Below are 13,760 nucleotides of genomic sequence, written 5' to 3' on the forward strand. Positions count from 1 at the left end.
CCAAGCGAAATTGGCCCCAACCCGTCTTCCGGGCTGGGGCCTTCTTTTTGTTGGCTCGTTGTTGTTTGCTGCGGTCCGTCCCGCTGTTTATTGGTGGTGCTCGTCCTTGCCTCGGGGCTCCGGCATGATGACCAGCAAGCCCGGTTGCAGCAGCTCTTTGAGCTTCAACTGGTCGCGCAGGTGCGGCCGCACGCTTTCGGAGCCATAGCCGCTGTGGCCGCGCGCGGTGGCGCGCTCCACGAAGGCCTTCTGCTTGCGCGGGCCGTTTCGCCGGCGGTCGAGGTTGCCGGGGCGGTCATTGCCGCCTCCAGCTGTGGGTCTGCCGTCTTGTCTCATGGTTGTGCTCCGTCGGGGCCTTGTCTTGTGTGTGTGTGTCTACAAGGTAAAGCCGAAGCGGGGGCTCACATGACAGCGCTGCCCGGCTGTAGACGTCAGGGAATGACGACGCGGGCATACCCAAAAAAAAGAACCCCCAGGTCAGACCTGGGGGTAACAATGCCGATCGCGGGACGGAGGGCCGGACCAGCTCACCCCGGAGGAGGAGGGGACTCAGAGGAGTCGGGGTGAAGCCCAGAGTAGAAAGGCCAAACGCCTGCCGCCCTGTAGGACAGCGCCCACAGGCGCTGACGGACAGGGGCGACTCCTTTTGCCCTACCAGTTGTCGGACCGCATTTGCGCTTCCCACAGCCCGTTGCGGACCGCATAGACGCTGATCACGCCATAGCGCTGCTCGCCCTTGGCGTCGAATTTCATCGATCCGGTGACGGGTGCGTAGCCGTCGATCGCGCGCAGGGCCTTCACGATGTTCTCCGGCTTGGCCGATTCGCCGCGTTTGATGGCGCCGGCCAGCACATGCATGGCGTCGTAGCTGTAGTGGCCGCCGTAGGCCGGATCCAGCTTGAACGCTTCGCGGTACGCCGCCAGGAACTTGGCGCCGGCCGGGAATTCGCGCGCTTCGAGGATGGGCGAGGTGGCGTAGACGGCTTGCGCCAGGCCCGCGGCCTTCAGGCCGGTGGTGGTCTTCAGCGTGTCGCCGCCCAGCACGGCCAGGTTCGTGTGTCCGATCTTCTTCAGCGCTTCCAGCATCGCAACGACCTGGAAGTCGTTCAGCGTGGAGATGATCGCGTCGACGTTGGCTTCCTTCAGCTTGCCGGCCAGCTCGTCGAACGCGGTGGTCTTGTCGTCGAACGACTGGCGCAGGACGATGTTCTTGCTGGCCGTCTTCAATTGCGCCGCGGCGCCATCGGCCAGGCCCTTGCCGTAAGGCGTGCCGTCGTCCACCACGGCGAAGGTCTTCGCGCTGAGCTGCGAGGCATAGGAGCCGATGGCCTTGGCCTGCAGCGTGTCGTTGCCGACCAGGCGGAAGGTGGTGGCGTGGCCCAGGTCGGTGTACTTCGGGTTGGTCGAGATCGCCAGTTGCGCGATGTTCTTGTCGGCGTAGATCGGTGCGGCGGCGATGCTCACGCCGGAGTTCAGGTGGCCGATCACGGCGACGATGCCGGCGTCCACCAGTTGCTGCGCCACCTGCTTGCCGGTGTCGGCGTTGGCGCGGTCGTCGACCACCACCACTTCCAACGTCACGGGCTTGCCCTTCACCTTGAAGCCGGACTTGTTCAGCTCGTCCACGGCGAGCTTCACGCCGTTGTGCATGTCTTGCCCGAGCGCCGCGAGCGGGCCCGAGAGCGGCTGCGCAACGCCGATCTTGATGACGCTGGGGGTGCTGTCGCAGGCGGTCAGCAGGCTGGTGGCGATGACGCCGAACGCCAGGATGCTTGTGGCAGCCAGGCGGCGGTTGGGCTTTTGCATGGGGAGCTCCAGGGGGTGGTTGGAAGTGCAACGGAATGTAGTGAGCGCCGTGAATATTCACGCAGCGGGTTTCCTCTGCCCTCATGAAACATGGCTGGGCATTAGCAGCCCTGATGCTGAGGCAGGGCCCTTTGCCCTCTGGACGGCCACCCAGTACGTAGAACTACATGAGGGAAAGCGTCGTCCCTCCGGCTGAAACAGCTTGTCACACTCCGCTGACACAAAGGAGACAAGCATGGACATGCGTACAGCACTCAGAGGCTGGTTCGGGGCGGCGTTGTTCGCGCTCGCGGCCAGCGCGCAGGGGCAACTCGTCATCGGCCAGGTCGCGCCGCTCTCCGGGGTGCTCGCCAGCACCGGCAAGCAGATGGTCGTGGGCGGCGACATCTACTTCAAGCATGTCAATGCCACGGGCGGCGTGCACGGCCAGCAGATCAAGGTGCTGGTCGTGGACGACGCGTACAAGGTGGATGAGACGGTGCGCCTCACGCGCGAGATGCTGGTGCGCAACGAAGTGGTGGCGCTGTACGGCTTCGCGGGTACGGCCAACATCACCAAGCTGCTGCAGGACGAGATCCTGGAGCAGGGCGGTGCGGCGCTGGTGGCGCCTTACACGGGCGGCGAATCGCTGCGCAACCCGTTCAACCCCTGGATCTTCCATGTGCGCGCCGGCTACGCCGACGAGGCCGAGCACATGGTGCAGCAGCTCACGACGCTGGGCATGAACCGCATCGCGGTGATGTACCAGGACGACGGCTTCGGCAAGGCGGGGCTGGCCGGCGTGGAGGCGGCGCTGACGCGGCGCAAGATGAAGCTCGCGGCCAGCGCGGGCTACGAGCGCAACACCGACAAGGTGGATGCCGCTGTCAAGACGATCAAGGCAGCCGACCCGCAGGCGATCATCATGGTGGCCATCAACCGGCCGGCCGCGGCGTTCGCCAAACAGTATCGCGAGGCGGGCGGGGGCGGGCAGCTGCTGAACATCTCGGTGGTGGACCCGGCGGAGATCGTCAAGCTGGCCGGGCTGAAGAACGCGCACGGCCTGGGCGTGAGCCAGGTGGTGCCGTATCCCTTCATGGCCAACATCCCGGTGGTGCGCGAGTACCAGGAGCTGCTGAAGAAGTACGCGCCCAACGAGCAGATCAACTACACGTCGTTCGAGCAGTTCCTGGGGGCGAAGGTGCTGGTGGAAGGGCTCAAGCGGGCTGGACCGAAGCCGACGCGGGCGAAGGTGGTGAAGGCGCTGGAAGGGATGGAGCGCTTCGACCTGGGCGGGTGGAGCGTCGGCTACTCGCCGACGGTGCGGGCGGGGTCGAAGTTTGTGGAGGTGACGGTGATCGGGGCGAGCGGGAAGCTGCTGCGGTAGTTGGCTTTCCTCCTTCCCCCTCCGGGGGAAGGTCGGGATGGGGGCGCCGGGTACGCAGTCACACACCTCGACGCGCGCGCCCCCACCCCAGCCCTCCCCCGGAGGGGGAGGGAGAAAATTCGCCGCTCACATCGCCTTGTAGAAAATGTAATCCGCCTGGTACTTCACCACCTGCTTCGCGCCCATGTTCCCCTGGCCGCAAGCCGTGGCCGGCGCGACGCCGCCCTTGGTGGCCACCCGCTGGATGTACGTCACGCCCGTCATCGCGCCATTCCCCATCGCCGGATTGGCCTTGACCAGCTGCAGGGGGATGCTGCCGTCCATGTGCGGCGCCACGGCCACTTGCGTGGCGGTCAGCTTGGAGCCGTCCATGTTCTCCCACGTGGCGGGAGGGCCCCAGTACTTGCCGACCTGCTTGCCGGAGCGGTCCATCAGCTTGGCATCGGGGCCGACGAACACCCACTCGTACTGGCCGGGCATGTTGGCCTTGACGCGGCATTCGTAGGTGATGTCGCCGGCGCCCACCGTCTCCATCGCCACCTTGTTGCCGGCCGGCACTTGCACGGCGGCGGGCAGCATGGCCTGGTCGTAGGGCTTCATCATCATCGGGCCGCTGGCGCAGGCGGCCAGCGCGGTGGTGGCGGAGAGGACGAGGGGGAGGCGAAGCATGGGTGGACTCCTTGATGGTGTGGAGTTGCCGGTACGCGTCGGGCGTGCGATTGGATTCTCATCAGGCTCCTTCCCCCTCCGGGGGAAGGTTGGGATGGGGGCGCTTCGTCCGACGACGCACACCTCGCCGCGCGCGCCCCCACCCCTGCCCTCCCCCGGAGGGGGAGGGAGCAAAGCCCAATCACATCGCCTTGAACAGATGAGCGTACAACCGGCTCACTGCCAGCTTCTCCGCTCTTCCGCGCAGCGCCAGATGCAGCTTCCCCGCCTCGTCCCGGTGCACGCTGTCGATCGCCGTGGCGCGCACGACCGTCCCGCGATGCACCTGCCAGAACACCTGCGGGTCCAGCTGAGGCAGCAACTCCTTGAGTGCCGTGCGGATGAGGTACTCGTTCTTCTCCGTCAACACGCGCACGTACTTGTCGGCGGCTTCGAAGTAGAGGATCTCCTCGACAGGAACCATGCGGATGCTGGTGCCCACGCTGGCCTGCACCACCTTCAGCAGCGGCTGCGGCGGCGCGGCCAGCAAGTGGCGCAACTGGCCCAGCGTGGCTTCGAGGTTGTTGTGGGCTGCGCCCCCGGCAGCCGCGCGCTGCGACAACAAGTCGCGCAGCTTCGCTACCGTCTTCTGCAGCCGGGCCGGTTGCACAGGCTTCAGCACATAGTCGACCGCTTGGGCTTCGAAGGCCTGCACCGCGTACTGGTCGTACGCGGTCACGAACACCACCGCCGGGAAAGGCGCACCATCCGGCCATTCCTCGGCCAGTTCCGCCGCGGCTTCCAAGCCGGTCTGCCCTGGCATGCGGATGTCGAGGAACAGCACGTCGGGCTTCAACGCCAGCGCCTGCGTCACCGCCGACGCGCCATCTCCCACGGTCGCGATCACCTTCAGCTCGGGCCAGGCGCGCGCCAGCTCGGCCTGCAGCGCCTGCGCGAGCAGCGGCTCGTCTTCGGCGATCAACGCGGTGCCGGCAGTCATGCGGCGGCCGGCAGATGGATGATGGCGCGCGCGCCTTCGGCTTCATTCGCGCTGAACGCCAGCCCGGCGCCGTCGCCGTACAGCGTCGCCAGCCGCTCGCGCACCTGGTTCAGCCCGAAGCCCTTGCCCGGGCCGGGTGCAGGCGCGGTGCCCACACCCGTGTCGCTCACCTCGAGCACGATGCGCTCGCCGTCGCGCCGCGCGCTGACCTGGATGCGCCCGCCCTGCACCTTGGGCTCCAGCCCGTGCTGGATGCTGTTCTCCACCAGGGGCTGCAGCAGCAGCGTGGGGATGGGCTGGCTGGCGAGTTCGGCCGGGAGGTCCAGCGCATACGCCAGGCGCGAGCCCATGCGGATGGCCATCAGTTCCAGGTAGTCACGCAAACGGTCGAACTCGGCTTGCAGGCTGTGCGTGGGCGCGCGCGACGCGTTCAGCGTGGCGCGCAGGTAGGCAATGATGTGGTCCAGCATCTGCTGGGCCCGCTGCGCGTCGACGCCGATCAGCGCGCGCAGGTTGGCCAGCGTGTTGAACAGCATGTGCGGCTCCAGCTGCGCCTCCAGCAGCTTGAGGCGCGCCTCGTTGGCGTGCTGGCGCTCTTCCACCATCTTGCGTTCGAGGTAGGCGCTCTTGTTGACGCTGTAGAAGTAGAAGATGCCGACCACGCCCGCGATGGCCGACACCAGGATGTCGCGCGTGCGGTCGCGCGGCGTGTAGACCGGCGTGCCGGCGTAGAGCCCAAGGACCCGGCAAAGCAGGTCGGCCACCGCGTTGCCGCCCAGGTAGCCGACGATCAGCCCGCCCGCCACGAGCAGCGCACCGGGGAGCCCCGCGGGCCAGCCTGTTTCGGTGCGGAAGCCGTGGCGGCCCAGGTCGACGATCGCCCAGGTGATCGTGCCGATGCACAACGAATACACCACCGAGGGGCCATAGAGCCGCTCCGGCGTGAAGGCGTACTGGATGGCCGAAACCGCGAGGCAGAAGGCCCACACCTGCAGCGCATGCCGCAGCTTGGAGAGCCAGTCGATCTTCACTGGTCGCCGCGCTCGCGCTGCAGCCGCTCGCGCTCCTTGCGCACCATGCTTTCGCGCAGCCCGCTGCCGGTGCCCAGCACGAATACCGAGATGCCGTGGAACGCGAGGCCGACGCCCCAGCCCAGGAGCGGGAACACCGACCAGCGGCGGTGCCCGAACCCGTATTCGGAGATGGCGAACAGGAACAGGTTCACCAGCAGGTAGATGGCGGCGTGCGAATACCAGCCCAACTTCGCCCCCGCGCGCTTGCGCGCGAGGCGGTCGATTTCTTCGGGGGACAACGGGGTGGGCATGGCGGGCGCGAGTTCAATTCATTCTAGTGGCAGGCCCGCACCACGGCCGCCACGGCGGCAGGCTCCAGCGTGAGGCCGATGTGGTTGACCCCGGGAACCAGCGTCACGGGCACCGTGCGCCCAGCCGCGGCCAGCACTTCGGCATAGCGCGGGGCGTCGAACAGTTCGTCGGCGCTGCCAGCCACCAGGCGAACGTCGCCGCGCGCATTGCGCACGCTGGCGCGGTAATCGTCGCCGGGGCCGAAAGCGCTGGCGAGCGTGAACGAATAGCTGGGGGTGAGGAAGCGGCTGGCGGCTTCGTCCAACGCGAAGTTCAGCACCGGCAGGTCACCCCACGCGCGGATGCCGAAGCGGTCCAGCATGGTCAGCGCGATCATGCGCGGCAGGCCGACCGCTGCCCAGTGGTCGTTCCCCGGCTTGTTGGTGGGCGCGTCATGGCGCAGGAAGGGCGCGAGCAGCACATAGCGGTCGAACAGCTGCTGGCGGCTGCCGCCCGCCATGCGCAGCGCGAAGCCGCCGCCGGAGGAAAAGCCCACCAGCGTGCTCGGGCCGGCGTGCGGCACGGCCTTCATGAAGTCCTCGACGTCGTCTTCGAGCTGGCCGATGTACGCGGCGTGGCCACGCGGGCCGGAGTCGCCGTGGCCACGCATGTCGAGCGAGGCCACGCTGAAGCCCGCCTGCGCCAGCCCCTGGGCCAGCATATGCATCGATTGCCCGCGGCCGGACGAGCCATGGACCAGCACGACGCGCCGGCCATTGGGTGCCTGCGTGCCCGTTGCGGGATAGTGCAGCCAGGCCAGTGACGCGCCGTCGCGGGCCTGGAAGCGCCGGGCTGGCGGCACGGCGCTGAAGTCGACCTTGGCGAAGGGCGCGTTCACGCTGGCCAGCGGCGCTGCCTTGGCCGGGCCGCCGAAGGCGATAGCGGCGGCGAATGCGAGCACCAGTAGAGCGGCTATGCAGCTGGTGACGATCACGGCGGCTTTCACGGCAGCAGGTGCTTGCGCAGGAAGGCGGCGATCTTGCGATCGACCTCGGGCAGCACGGTGCGGTCGAAGCCGGGCGGGTCACCCAGCATCGCCAGTTCGAGTTCGCCCAGCAGGTGCGCGGGGGGCGGCGGCGAGAGCAGCGCGCCATGGCCGGCGTTCGGCAGGTGCGCGATGCGTTCGCAGCCCGAGCACACGGCCAGCACCTGGTCGGAGTGGAAGCGGGGCACCAGCCAGGCGTCCAGCCCCACCGTCACCAGGCCCAGCGGCACGCGCGGTTTGGCCAGCGACTGCATGTCGAAGTCGGCGGCCACGGGCACGCCGGCCACCACGGCGCGGATGCGCGGCTCGTCGTGCAGCTGCCAGGTGTCGTCGCCGAACTTCCAGCGGATGGCGCGCAGCGACACGGCCTTCTTGAGGCCGTCCCAGCTGTCGCCGCGCAGGCGCGTCAGCAGGCCCATGCAGGTGTGGAAGTCATCAGCGATGTGGGCCTCGCAGTGGCGCACGAACTGGCCGGGGGACCAGCGCCCCCCGGCCAGGCTGAGTGCGGTGTGTCCGCCGGCCGACATGCCGTACATGCCGACCTTGTCCAGGGTGAGCAGCGGCGCGAAGCGTGCGTCCGCGCCCACCACGTCGATGGCCCGCGACACTTCGGCCGGCCGCAGCTTCCAGCTGTCGGGCCCGCGCTTGGACGTGTCGGTGTGGTTGTCGCCGCGATGGCGGGGCAGGGCCACGACGAAGCCATCGTCGACCAGCACGCGGGCCAGGTTCGCGTAGACCCAGGGCGCGCCGCCGGACCCGTGCGAGATCACCACCAGCCGGCCATTGCCGCGCGCTGGTGCGCCGTCGCGCGCCACCTGCAGGGTGAAGGGGCCGAGCCGTTCGGCGCGTTCAGCCGCGGCGGTGGGGTAGTAGACGGTGACGGGGCCGTCGTCGACGCCGGACAGCTCGGTGAGGCCCACGGCGGCCTGCGCGCAGGCCGCGACGAACGAGAGGGCACAGGCCAGGAGAAAGGGCGCGTAGCGGTGCATGACGGGCTCCTTCGTGCTTACCAGGGATCCCGCTGGAGCTGCTGGCGCTCGTGCCGCAGCAGGCGCTCGTGCAAACCGCCGCCGCCGGTGATGGCGAAGACGACGAAGCCGTGGATCGCGAGGCCGATGCCCCAGCCGAAGAAGGGGAAGATGGCCCAGTTGCGATCGCTCATCGAGGAGAGGATCGCCATCATGATGTTGACGGCGACGAAGACCAGGGCATGGATGATCCAGCCCAGCTTGGCGCTGGCACGGCGGCGGGCCTGGCGTTCGAGTTCGGCGTTGGCGAGCGTGGCGTTGTTCATGGTGGGGCTCCTTAGGCGTTGACGGTGGAGAGGGAAGCGGCGGGACGGAAGGCCAGGCGCAGCAGGCGCACGGCGCGGCCGGTGAACAGGCCGTTGAACACGCCGTACAGGGCGGAGATCGACACGGCGAAGCCGAAGTCCGTCTTCAGCGCCGGCTGCATGGCGAGTTCGATGCCGACGACGTACTTGGTGAGGAAGATGCCCAGGATCAGCAGCAGCGGCACCGCGCTGCCCGGCAGCGCGAAGGTGCGCGAAGCCGCGTCGTAACGGGTGCCCGCGGCTGGGGCGGCGACGCCGATCAGCGCGGACACCAGTGCGGCGGCGGCCAGCCAGGCGCCGAGCGCCCAGGCCAGCGCCCCGGAGGCGCGGAAGTCGGCCGCCATGCTGAAGAGCGCAAAACCGGCCATGGCGATGGGCATGATCGCGATGCGCACCAGGCTGGCATGGCGGGCCCGCAACTGGCTGATGCCCAGCGCGAGCAGCGCGGCGAGCAAGCCCCACACCCAGGTGGGCGTGCGGGCGATGACGGTGACCACGGCCTCGGGGTGGTTCGCGATGAGTTGAAGCAGCATGACGGGTTCTCCTGGAAGATCGGATGGAATGAGGGTCAGACGAGGCCGAGCCACTGGCCGAAGACCAGTTGGCCGAGATAGCGTTGGGGCAGCAGCGTGAAGCCGCCGGCGACGATGCAGGCGCCGATGTAGAGGCGCTGCATCGTCTTGCGGTGGGCGTCGATGTTGCCCTTGGCGAGGAACCAGAAGGCGCCGAACAGGCCCACCAGGGTCACCGGCACCAGCAGGTGGATGGGGGTGTAGCCGGCGATGTTGGGCAGCGAGTAGTCGCGGATGAAGATGGCCGAGACGGCCGTGATGAGCATCAGCGTGACCCAGGCGTAGCCGAAGGCGCGGTGCAGCTTCGGGCGGGCGGTGCGGCCGCGGCGGGCCCACAGCGCGATGGGGCCGGTGACGATGGCGGCCAGGGCGGCGGTCATGTGGACGGCGATCACGGGGGTCATCTGCATGGCGTTCTCCTGGTCGGTTGCGGTTGTCTGGAGCGGACTTTGCGCGGCGGGGCCCGGCGGGGCCACCGGCCTGGGACGAAACGCGGTTCGGGCGGCGCGAAATGCAGACGCCGGGGAGTGAAATGCAGCCGCTTTACACGCTGGAGACATGGCCGGCGTGCGGTACGGATGAGCCGTTCCTACAATCCGGTGATGAAAAAGCTCTCCTGGAAGCTGTGGGCCGGCGGCGCGGCGTTGCTGGCGCTGGCGGGCGGCGGCGGCTGGTGGTGGATGCAGGCGCGGGCTCCCGAGGCCAGCTACCGCACCGGCAAGCTGGAGCGGGGCACCCTGCAAGCCACCGTGTCGGCCTCCGGCACGGTGACCCCGGTCACCCAGGTGGTGGTGGGCACGCAGGTCTCCGGCCAGATCAAGGAGCTGTACGTCGACTTCAATTCCGAGGTGAAGGCGGGCCAGCTGATCGCCATGATCGACCCCGAGACCTTCGAGTACCGGGTGCGCCAGGCCCAGGCCGACGTCGAGGCTTCGCAGGCCGCCGTGCTGACGGCCCAGGCCAATTCGGCCGCATCCCGGGCTTCGGTCTCGCGGGCCAAGGTCGACCACACCGAGGCGCAGCGCGACTACGAACGCAAGAAGTCGCTGGTGGAGAAGCAGTTCATCACCCAGAGCGAGGCCGACAAGGCGCAGGCGCTGGTGAACACCACGCGCGAAAGCATGGCCTCGGCCGACGCCCAGCTGGGCGTGACCGAGGCGCAGGTGAAGAGCGCGCAGGCCAACGTGCAGCAGCGGCTGGCGGCGCTGGCGCAGGCGCGGGTGGACCTGGCCCGCACCCGGATCCTGTCGCCGGTGAACGGCATCGTCATCAAGCGCGCGATCGAGAAGGGCCAGACGGTGGCGGCCAGCCTCTCGTCGCCCGAGCTGTTCGTCATCGCCCAGAACCTGCAGGACATGCAGGTGGAGGCCAGCGTGGACGAGAGCGACGTCAGCCGCATCCGCCTCGGCCAGCGCGCGACGTTCACCGTGGATGCCTTCCCGGGCCAGACCTTCGAGGGCGAGATCCGCCAGGTGCGCAAGGCGGCCCAGACGGTCGCCAGCGTGGTGACCTATGTCGCCGTGCTGGGCTTCTCCAATACCGGCGGCCGCCTGCTGCCAGGGATGACGGCCAACGTGCGGGTCGTGACGGACGTGCGCGAGAACGTGCTGAAGGTGCCGAACGCGGCGCTGCGGGTGCGCATCGCGGGCGTGGAGCCGGCGGGAGCGCCGGGCAAGCCGGCGTCGGGCGCTGCTGGTGCCGTGACCACGGGGCAGGCGGGCTGGTCGCTGTTCTCGTTAGCCAACGCGCAGCCGGCCGGTGGCCGCGCGGGCGGTGGCCTGGCGGCGATGAAGGAACGGCTGGTGGCCGAGTTGTCGCTCACCGCGGAGCAGCAGGCCAAGTTCGATGCGATCACGGAGGACCTGCGGCCCAAGTTCCAGGCCCTGCGCGACCTGCCGGAGGGCGAGCGGCGCGAGGCGCGCGACAAGGTGCTGGCCGAGATGCGCGGGCGCATCGCCGCGATGCTGAATGCCGAGCAGAAGGGGAAGTACGCGCAGATGCAGGCCCAGGCGGCGGGGCAGGCGCAGGCGAACGCGCAGGCACCGGCTGCCGCCGCGGCGACCGCGCCTGCCGCATCGTCGGCGGCACCTGCCGCCGGGCCGGTCGTGCCCAAGGCAGCCGCCAAGGCGCCCGCGCCAGCGGCCCCAGCTGCAGCCGCCCCCGCGCCCGGCGGCGGCGGCGGCCCCCTGGCCGAATTCCGCAACCGCCTCGTCACCGAACTTCAGCTCGACGCCGCGCAGAAAGACAAGGTCGATGCGATCTACGCGGACGCGCGGCCCAAGTTCGGGCAACTGCGTGAGCTGCCGCAGGAGGAGCGTGGCAAGGCGCGCGAGCGCCTCACGGCCGACATCCGCGCGCGCATCGCCGACTTGCTGACGCCCGAGCAGAAGACCAAGTACCAGGCCATCATGGCCGAGGTGGCCGGCCGCGGCGTCACGCGCGGGCGCATCTTCCTGCTGGGGGAAGACGGCAAGCCCCGGGCCTTCAACGTGCGGCTGGGCATCACCGACGGCACGATGACCGAGCTGCTGGTGGCCCCCGCGGACGCCGGGGAACTGAAGGAGGGCGCCCATGTGATCACCGCCGTCTCCACGCCCGCGGCGGCCAGGCCCGCCGGCACCAGCCCGCGCATGGCCTTCTGATGGCGCTGATCCAGGCGCGCGGCCTGACCAAGGTCTACGCCATGGGCGACCAGACCGTGCACGCGCTGCGTGGCGTGTCGCTCGACATCGAGGAGGGCGGCTTCGTGGCCATCATGGGCGCCTCCGGCTCCGGCAAGTCGACGCTCATGAACATCCTGGGCTGCCTCGACCTGCCGACGGAAGGGCAGTACCGGCTGGCGGACGAGCCGGTGGAACAGATGGCGCCCGACCAGCTGGCGTCCATCCGCAACCGGCGCATCGGCTTCGTGTTCCAGCAGTTCAACCTGCTGCCGCGCACGTCGGCGGTGGAGAACGTCGAGCTGCCGATGGTCTATGCGGGCGTGAAGGCGGCGGACCGGCGGGCGCGGGCGATGGAAGCCTTGTCGCATGTGGGCCTGGCCCAGCGTGCCAGCCACACCCCTTCGGAGCTGTCGGGCGGCCAGCAGCAGCGCGTGGCGATCGCGCGGGCCCTCGTCAACAAGCCGCAGCTGATCCTGGCCGACGAGCCCACGGGGGCGCTGGATTCGCAGACCAGCGAGGACATCATGCGGCTGCTGACGGAATTGAATGCGCAGGGCATGACCGTCGTGCTGGTCACGCACGAGAGCGACATCGCGGCGTGGGCGCGGCGCAAGATCGTGTTTCGGGACGGGCATGTCGTCGAGGATTCGACGGTGGTCGTCCCCCAAGCTGTCATCCCGGACTTGATCCGGGATCCATCGATGCATGGCACGGCGCCGCCATGGATTGCGGGTCAAGCCCGCAATGACAGCCCGGCATGAACTCCCTCGCCGCCCTCCGCTCCGCCCTGCGCGCGCTCGCCGCCAACAAGCTGCGCAGCATGCTCACGATGCTGGGCATCATCATCGGCGTGGGCGCGGTGATCACGATGATCGCCATCGGACGCGGGGCGACGGAGCGCGTGCAGGCGCAGATGAAGTCGCTGGGCACCAACGTGCTGCTGGTGCTGCCGGGCGGCGTCACCGCCGGCGGGGTGCGCATGGGCGCGCAGACCGGCCAGGCGCTCACCGAAGAGGACGCCGCCGCCATCGCGCGCGAGATCCCCGAGGTGCAGGTGGCTGCGCCCAACATCCGCTCGACGGCCCAGGTGGTGGTGGGCAACACCAACTGGAACACGGTGATCTTCGGCACCACCAGCGACTACCTGGAAAGCCGCGACTGGCCGCTGGCGGGCGGCCGCGTGTTCGAGCCGGCCGAGCTCGCCGGCGCGGCCAAGGTGGCGATCATCGGGCAGACGGTGGCCATGCAACTGTTCGGCGAGGCCGATCCCATCGACCAGATCATCCGGGTGAAGAAGGTGCCGGTGACGGTGGTCGGCCTGCTGGAGAAGAAGGGCCAGAGCGCCACCGGGTCCGACCAGGACGACATCGTCATCGTCCCGCTCAACACCTATCGCAACCGCATCCAGGGCGGCGCGCCAGGCCGGCTGAAACGGGTCGGCTCCATCGGCGTGAGGGTCCGTGAAGGCGCCAGCATGAAGGTGGCCGAAGAAGGCATCAAGGAGCTGCTGCGCCAGCGCTTCAAGGTGCAGCCGGGCGCGGAAGACCCCTTCTCGCTGCGCAACCTCACCGAAATCCTGCAGGCCCAGGAGGAGTCCAGCCGGGTGATGACCATGCTGCTGGCGGCGGTGGCGGGCATCAGCCTCGTCATCGGCGGCATCGGCATCATGAACATCATGCTGGTGAGCGTGACCGAGCGCACGCGGGAGATCGGATTGCGCATGGCCGTCGGCGCCCGGGGCCGGGACATCCTCACGCAGTTCCTGATCGAGGCCGTCACGCTGTCGCTGATCGGCGGAGCCATCGGCGTGGTGGTTGGCGCGGTCTCCACCTGGGCGGTGGCCCAGTTCGCCGGTTGGCAGGTCAGCATGACCGTGGGTTCGGTCGTGTTGGCCGGCGGCTTCTCGGCATTCGTCGGAATCTTCTTCGGCTTCTACCCGGCGCGCCGGGCCTCGCAGCTGTTGCCCATCCAGGCGTTGCGGTACGAGTAGAGGGTTGTCATCCCGGACTTGATCCGGGATCCA

General features: G+C 69.0%; 15 protein-coding genes. 4 read left to right on the forward strand and 11 right to left on the reverse strand.

Going from position 1 to position 13,760, the window contains the following annotated elements:
- Nucleotides 1–87: 87 nt before the first annotated feature.
- Nucleotides 88–336, reverse strand: a complete 249-nt coding sequence (locus FN976_RS19700; RefSeq protein WP_145894769.1) for a hypothetical protein — start codon at nucleotides 334–336, stop codon at nucleotides 88–90.
- 315 nt (nucleotides 337–651) lie between these two features.
- Nucleotides 652–1,806 (reverse strand): branched-chain amino acid ABC transporter substrate-binding protein, encoded by a 1,155-nt coding sequence (locus tag FN976_RS19705; protein ID WP_145894770.1) that lies wholly within the window; start codon nucleotides 1,804–1,806, stop codon nucleotides 652–654.
- Between the two features lie 235 nt (nucleotides 1,807–2,041).
- Between FN976_RS19705 and FN976_RS19710 the strand changes: the two genes are divergently transcribed.
- A complete protein-coding gene (locus tag FN976_RS19710; RefSeq protein WP_432417877.1) occupies nucleotides 2,042–3,172 on the forward strand; it encodes an ABC transporter substrate-binding protein in 1,131 nt (376 codons plus the stop codon).
- Nucleotides 3,173–3,298: 126 nt separating this feature from the next.
- Here FN976_RS19710 and FN976_RS19715 read toward each other — a convergent pair whose 3' ends face one another.
- The 9 genes from FN976_RS19715 to FN976_RS19755 form a co-directional block, all read right to left on the reverse strand.
- Nucleotides 3,299–3,841 carry a DUF3455 domain-containing protein gene (locus FN976_RS19715; RefSeq protein WP_145894771.1) on the reverse strand — a complete coding sequence of 181 codons (543 nt, stop codon included), beginning with the start codon at nucleotides 3,839–3,841 and terminating at the stop codon, nucleotides 3,299–3,301.
- A 181-nt stretch (nucleotides 3,842–4,022) separates the two neighbouring features.
- On the reverse strand, nucleotides 4,023–4,820 hold the full coding sequence (locus FN976_RS19720) for a LytR/AlgR family response regulator transcription factor (RefSeq protein WP_145894772.1): 798 nt from the start codon (nucleotides 4,818–4,820) through the stop codon (nucleotides 4,023–4,025).
- Entirely contained in the window at nucleotides 4,817–5,851 is a 1,035-nt protein-coding gene (locus tag FN976_RS19725; RefSeq protein WP_145894773.1) for a sensor histidine kinase, read from the reverse strand. Before FN976_RS19725 ends, FN976_RS19720 begins: the two co-directional genes overlap by 4 nt.
- Entirely contained in the window at nucleotides 5,848–6,144 is a 297-nt protein-coding gene (locus FN976_RS19730; protein ID WP_145894774.1) for a 2TM domain-containing protein, read from the reverse strand. The genes FN976_RS19725 and FN976_RS19730 overlap by 4 nt, the downstream gene beginning before the upstream one ends.
- 23 nt (nucleotides 6,145–6,167) lie before the next feature.
- Nucleotides 6,168–7,130, reverse strand: a complete 963-nt coding sequence (locus FN976_RS19735; protein WP_145894775.1) for an alpha/beta hydrolase — start codon at nucleotides 7,128–7,130, stop codon at nucleotides 6,168–6,170.
- Nucleotides 7,127–8,158, reverse strand: coding sequence for an alpha/beta hydrolase family protein (locus FN976_RS19740; protein WP_145894776.1), 1,032 nt, complete (start codon nucleotides 8,156–8,158; stop codon nucleotides 7,127–7,129). The genes FN976_RS19735 and FN976_RS19740 overlap by 4 nt, the downstream gene beginning before the upstream one ends.
- Before the next feature lie 17 nt (nucleotides 8,159–8,175).
- Complete coding sequence (locus tag FN976_RS19745) at nucleotides 8,176–8,463, reverse strand: 2TM domain-containing protein (protein ID WP_145894777.1); 288 nt, start codon at nucleotides 8,461–8,463, stop codon at nucleotides 8,176–8,178.
- Nucleotides 8,464–8,474: 11 nt separating this feature from the next.
- The gene (locus tag FN976_RS19750) at nucleotides 8,475–9,035 is read right to left on the reverse strand and encodes a DUF6622 family protein (RefSeq protein WP_145894778.1); all 561 of its coding nucleotides are present in this window, start codon (nucleotides 9,033–9,035) and stop codon (nucleotides 8,475–8,477) included.
- 35 nt (nucleotides 9,036–9,070) lie between these two features.
- Entirely contained in the window at nucleotides 9,071–9,484 is a 414-nt protein-coding gene (locus FN976_RS19755; RefSeq protein WP_145894779.1) for a DUF2306 domain-containing protein, read from the reverse strand.
- A gap of 192 nt (nucleotides 9,485–9,676) precedes the next feature.
- Between FN976_RS19755 and FN976_RS19760 the strand changes: the two genes are divergently transcribed.
- Genes FN976_RS19760 through FN976_RS19770 form a run of 3 tightly spaced genes read left to right on the forward strand, consistent with a single transcriptional unit; the run spans nucleotide 9,677 to nucleotide 13,727 of the window.
- Nucleotides 9,677–11,716, forward strand: coding sequence for an efflux RND transporter periplasmic adaptor subunit (locus FN976_RS19760; RefSeq protein WP_186511027.1), 2,040 nt, complete (start codon nucleotides 9,677–9,679; stop codon nucleotides 11,714–11,716).
- Nucleotides 11,716–12,498, forward strand: coding sequence for an ABC transporter ATP-binding protein (locus tag FN976_RS19765; protein WP_284699199.1), 783 nt, complete (start codon nucleotides 11,716–11,718; stop codon nucleotides 12,496–12,498). Before FN976_RS19760 ends, FN976_RS19765 begins: the two co-directional genes overlap by 1 nt.
- Nucleotides 12,495–13,727: an ABC transporter permease gene (locus tag FN976_RS19770; protein ID WP_145894782.1), complete on the forward strand. Its 1,233-nt coding sequence runs from the start codon at nucleotides 12,495–12,497 to the stop codon at nucleotides 13,725–13,727. The genes FN976_RS19765 and FN976_RS19770 overlap by 4 nt, the downstream gene beginning before the upstream one ends.
- Nucleotides 13,728–13,760: the final 33 nt, after the last annotated feature.

The organism is Caenimonas sedimenti (assembly GCF_007833165.1).
GTDB lineage: Bacteria > Pseudomonadota > Gammaproteobacteria > Burkholderiales > Burkholderiaceae_C > Ramlibacter > Ramlibacter sedimenti.

Bases quoted from the DNA above. Each gene is read 5' to 3' on its own strand.
- FN976_RS19730 (WP_145894774.1), bottom strand. From the start codon at position 6,144: ATGCCCACCCCGTTGTCCCCCGAAGAAATCGACCGCCTCGCGCGCAAG.
- FN976_RS19740 (WP_145894776.1), bottom strand. From the start codon at position 8,158: ATGCACCGCTACGCGCCCTTTCTCCTGGCCTGTGCCCTCTCGTTCGTC.
- FN976_RS19745 (WP_145894777.1), bottom strand. From the start codon at position 8,463: ATGAACAACGCCACGCTCGCCAACGCCGAACTCGAACGCCAGGCCCGC.
- FN976_RS19755 (WP_145894779.1), bottom strand. From the start codon at position 9,484: ATGCAGATGACCCCCGTGATCGCCGTCCACATGACCGCCGCCCTGGCC.
- FN976_RS19765 (WP_284699199.1), top strand. From the start codon at position 11,716: ATGGCGCTGATCCAGGCGCGCGGCCTGACCAAGGTCTACGCCATGGGC.
- FN976_RS19770 (WP_145894782.1), top strand. From the start codon at position 12,495: ATGAACTCCCTCGCCGCCCTCCGCTCCGCCCTGCGCGCGCTCGCCGCC.
- FN976_RS19750 (WP_145894778.1), bottom strand. From the start codon at position 9,035: ATGCTGCTTCAACTCATCGCGAACCACCCCGAGGCCGTGGTCACCGTC.
- FN976_RS19715 (WP_145894771.1), bottom strand. From the start codon at position 3,841: ATGCTTCGCCTCCCCCTCGTCCTCTCCGCCACCACCGCGCTGGCCGCC.
- FN976_RS19720 (WP_145894772.1), bottom strand. From the start codon at position 4,820: ATGACTGCCGGCACCGCGTTGATCGCCGAAGACGAGCCGCTGCTCGCG.
- FN976_RS19705 (WP_145894770.1), bottom strand. From the start codon at position 1,806: ATGCAAAAGCCCAACCGCCGCCTGGCTGCCACAAGCATCCTGGCGTTC.
- FN976_RS19700 (WP_145894769.1), bottom strand. From the start codon at position 336: ATGAGACAAGACGGCAGACCCACAGCTGGAGGCGGCAATGACCGCCCC.
- FN976_RS19710 (WP_432417877.1), top strand. From the start codon at position 2,042: ATGGACATGCGTACAGCACTCAGAGGCTGGTTCGGGGCGGCGTTGTTC.
- FN976_RS19760 (WP_186511027.1), top strand. From the start codon at position 9,677: ATGAAAAAGCTCTCCTGGAAGCTGTGGGCCGGCGGCGCGGCGTTGCTG.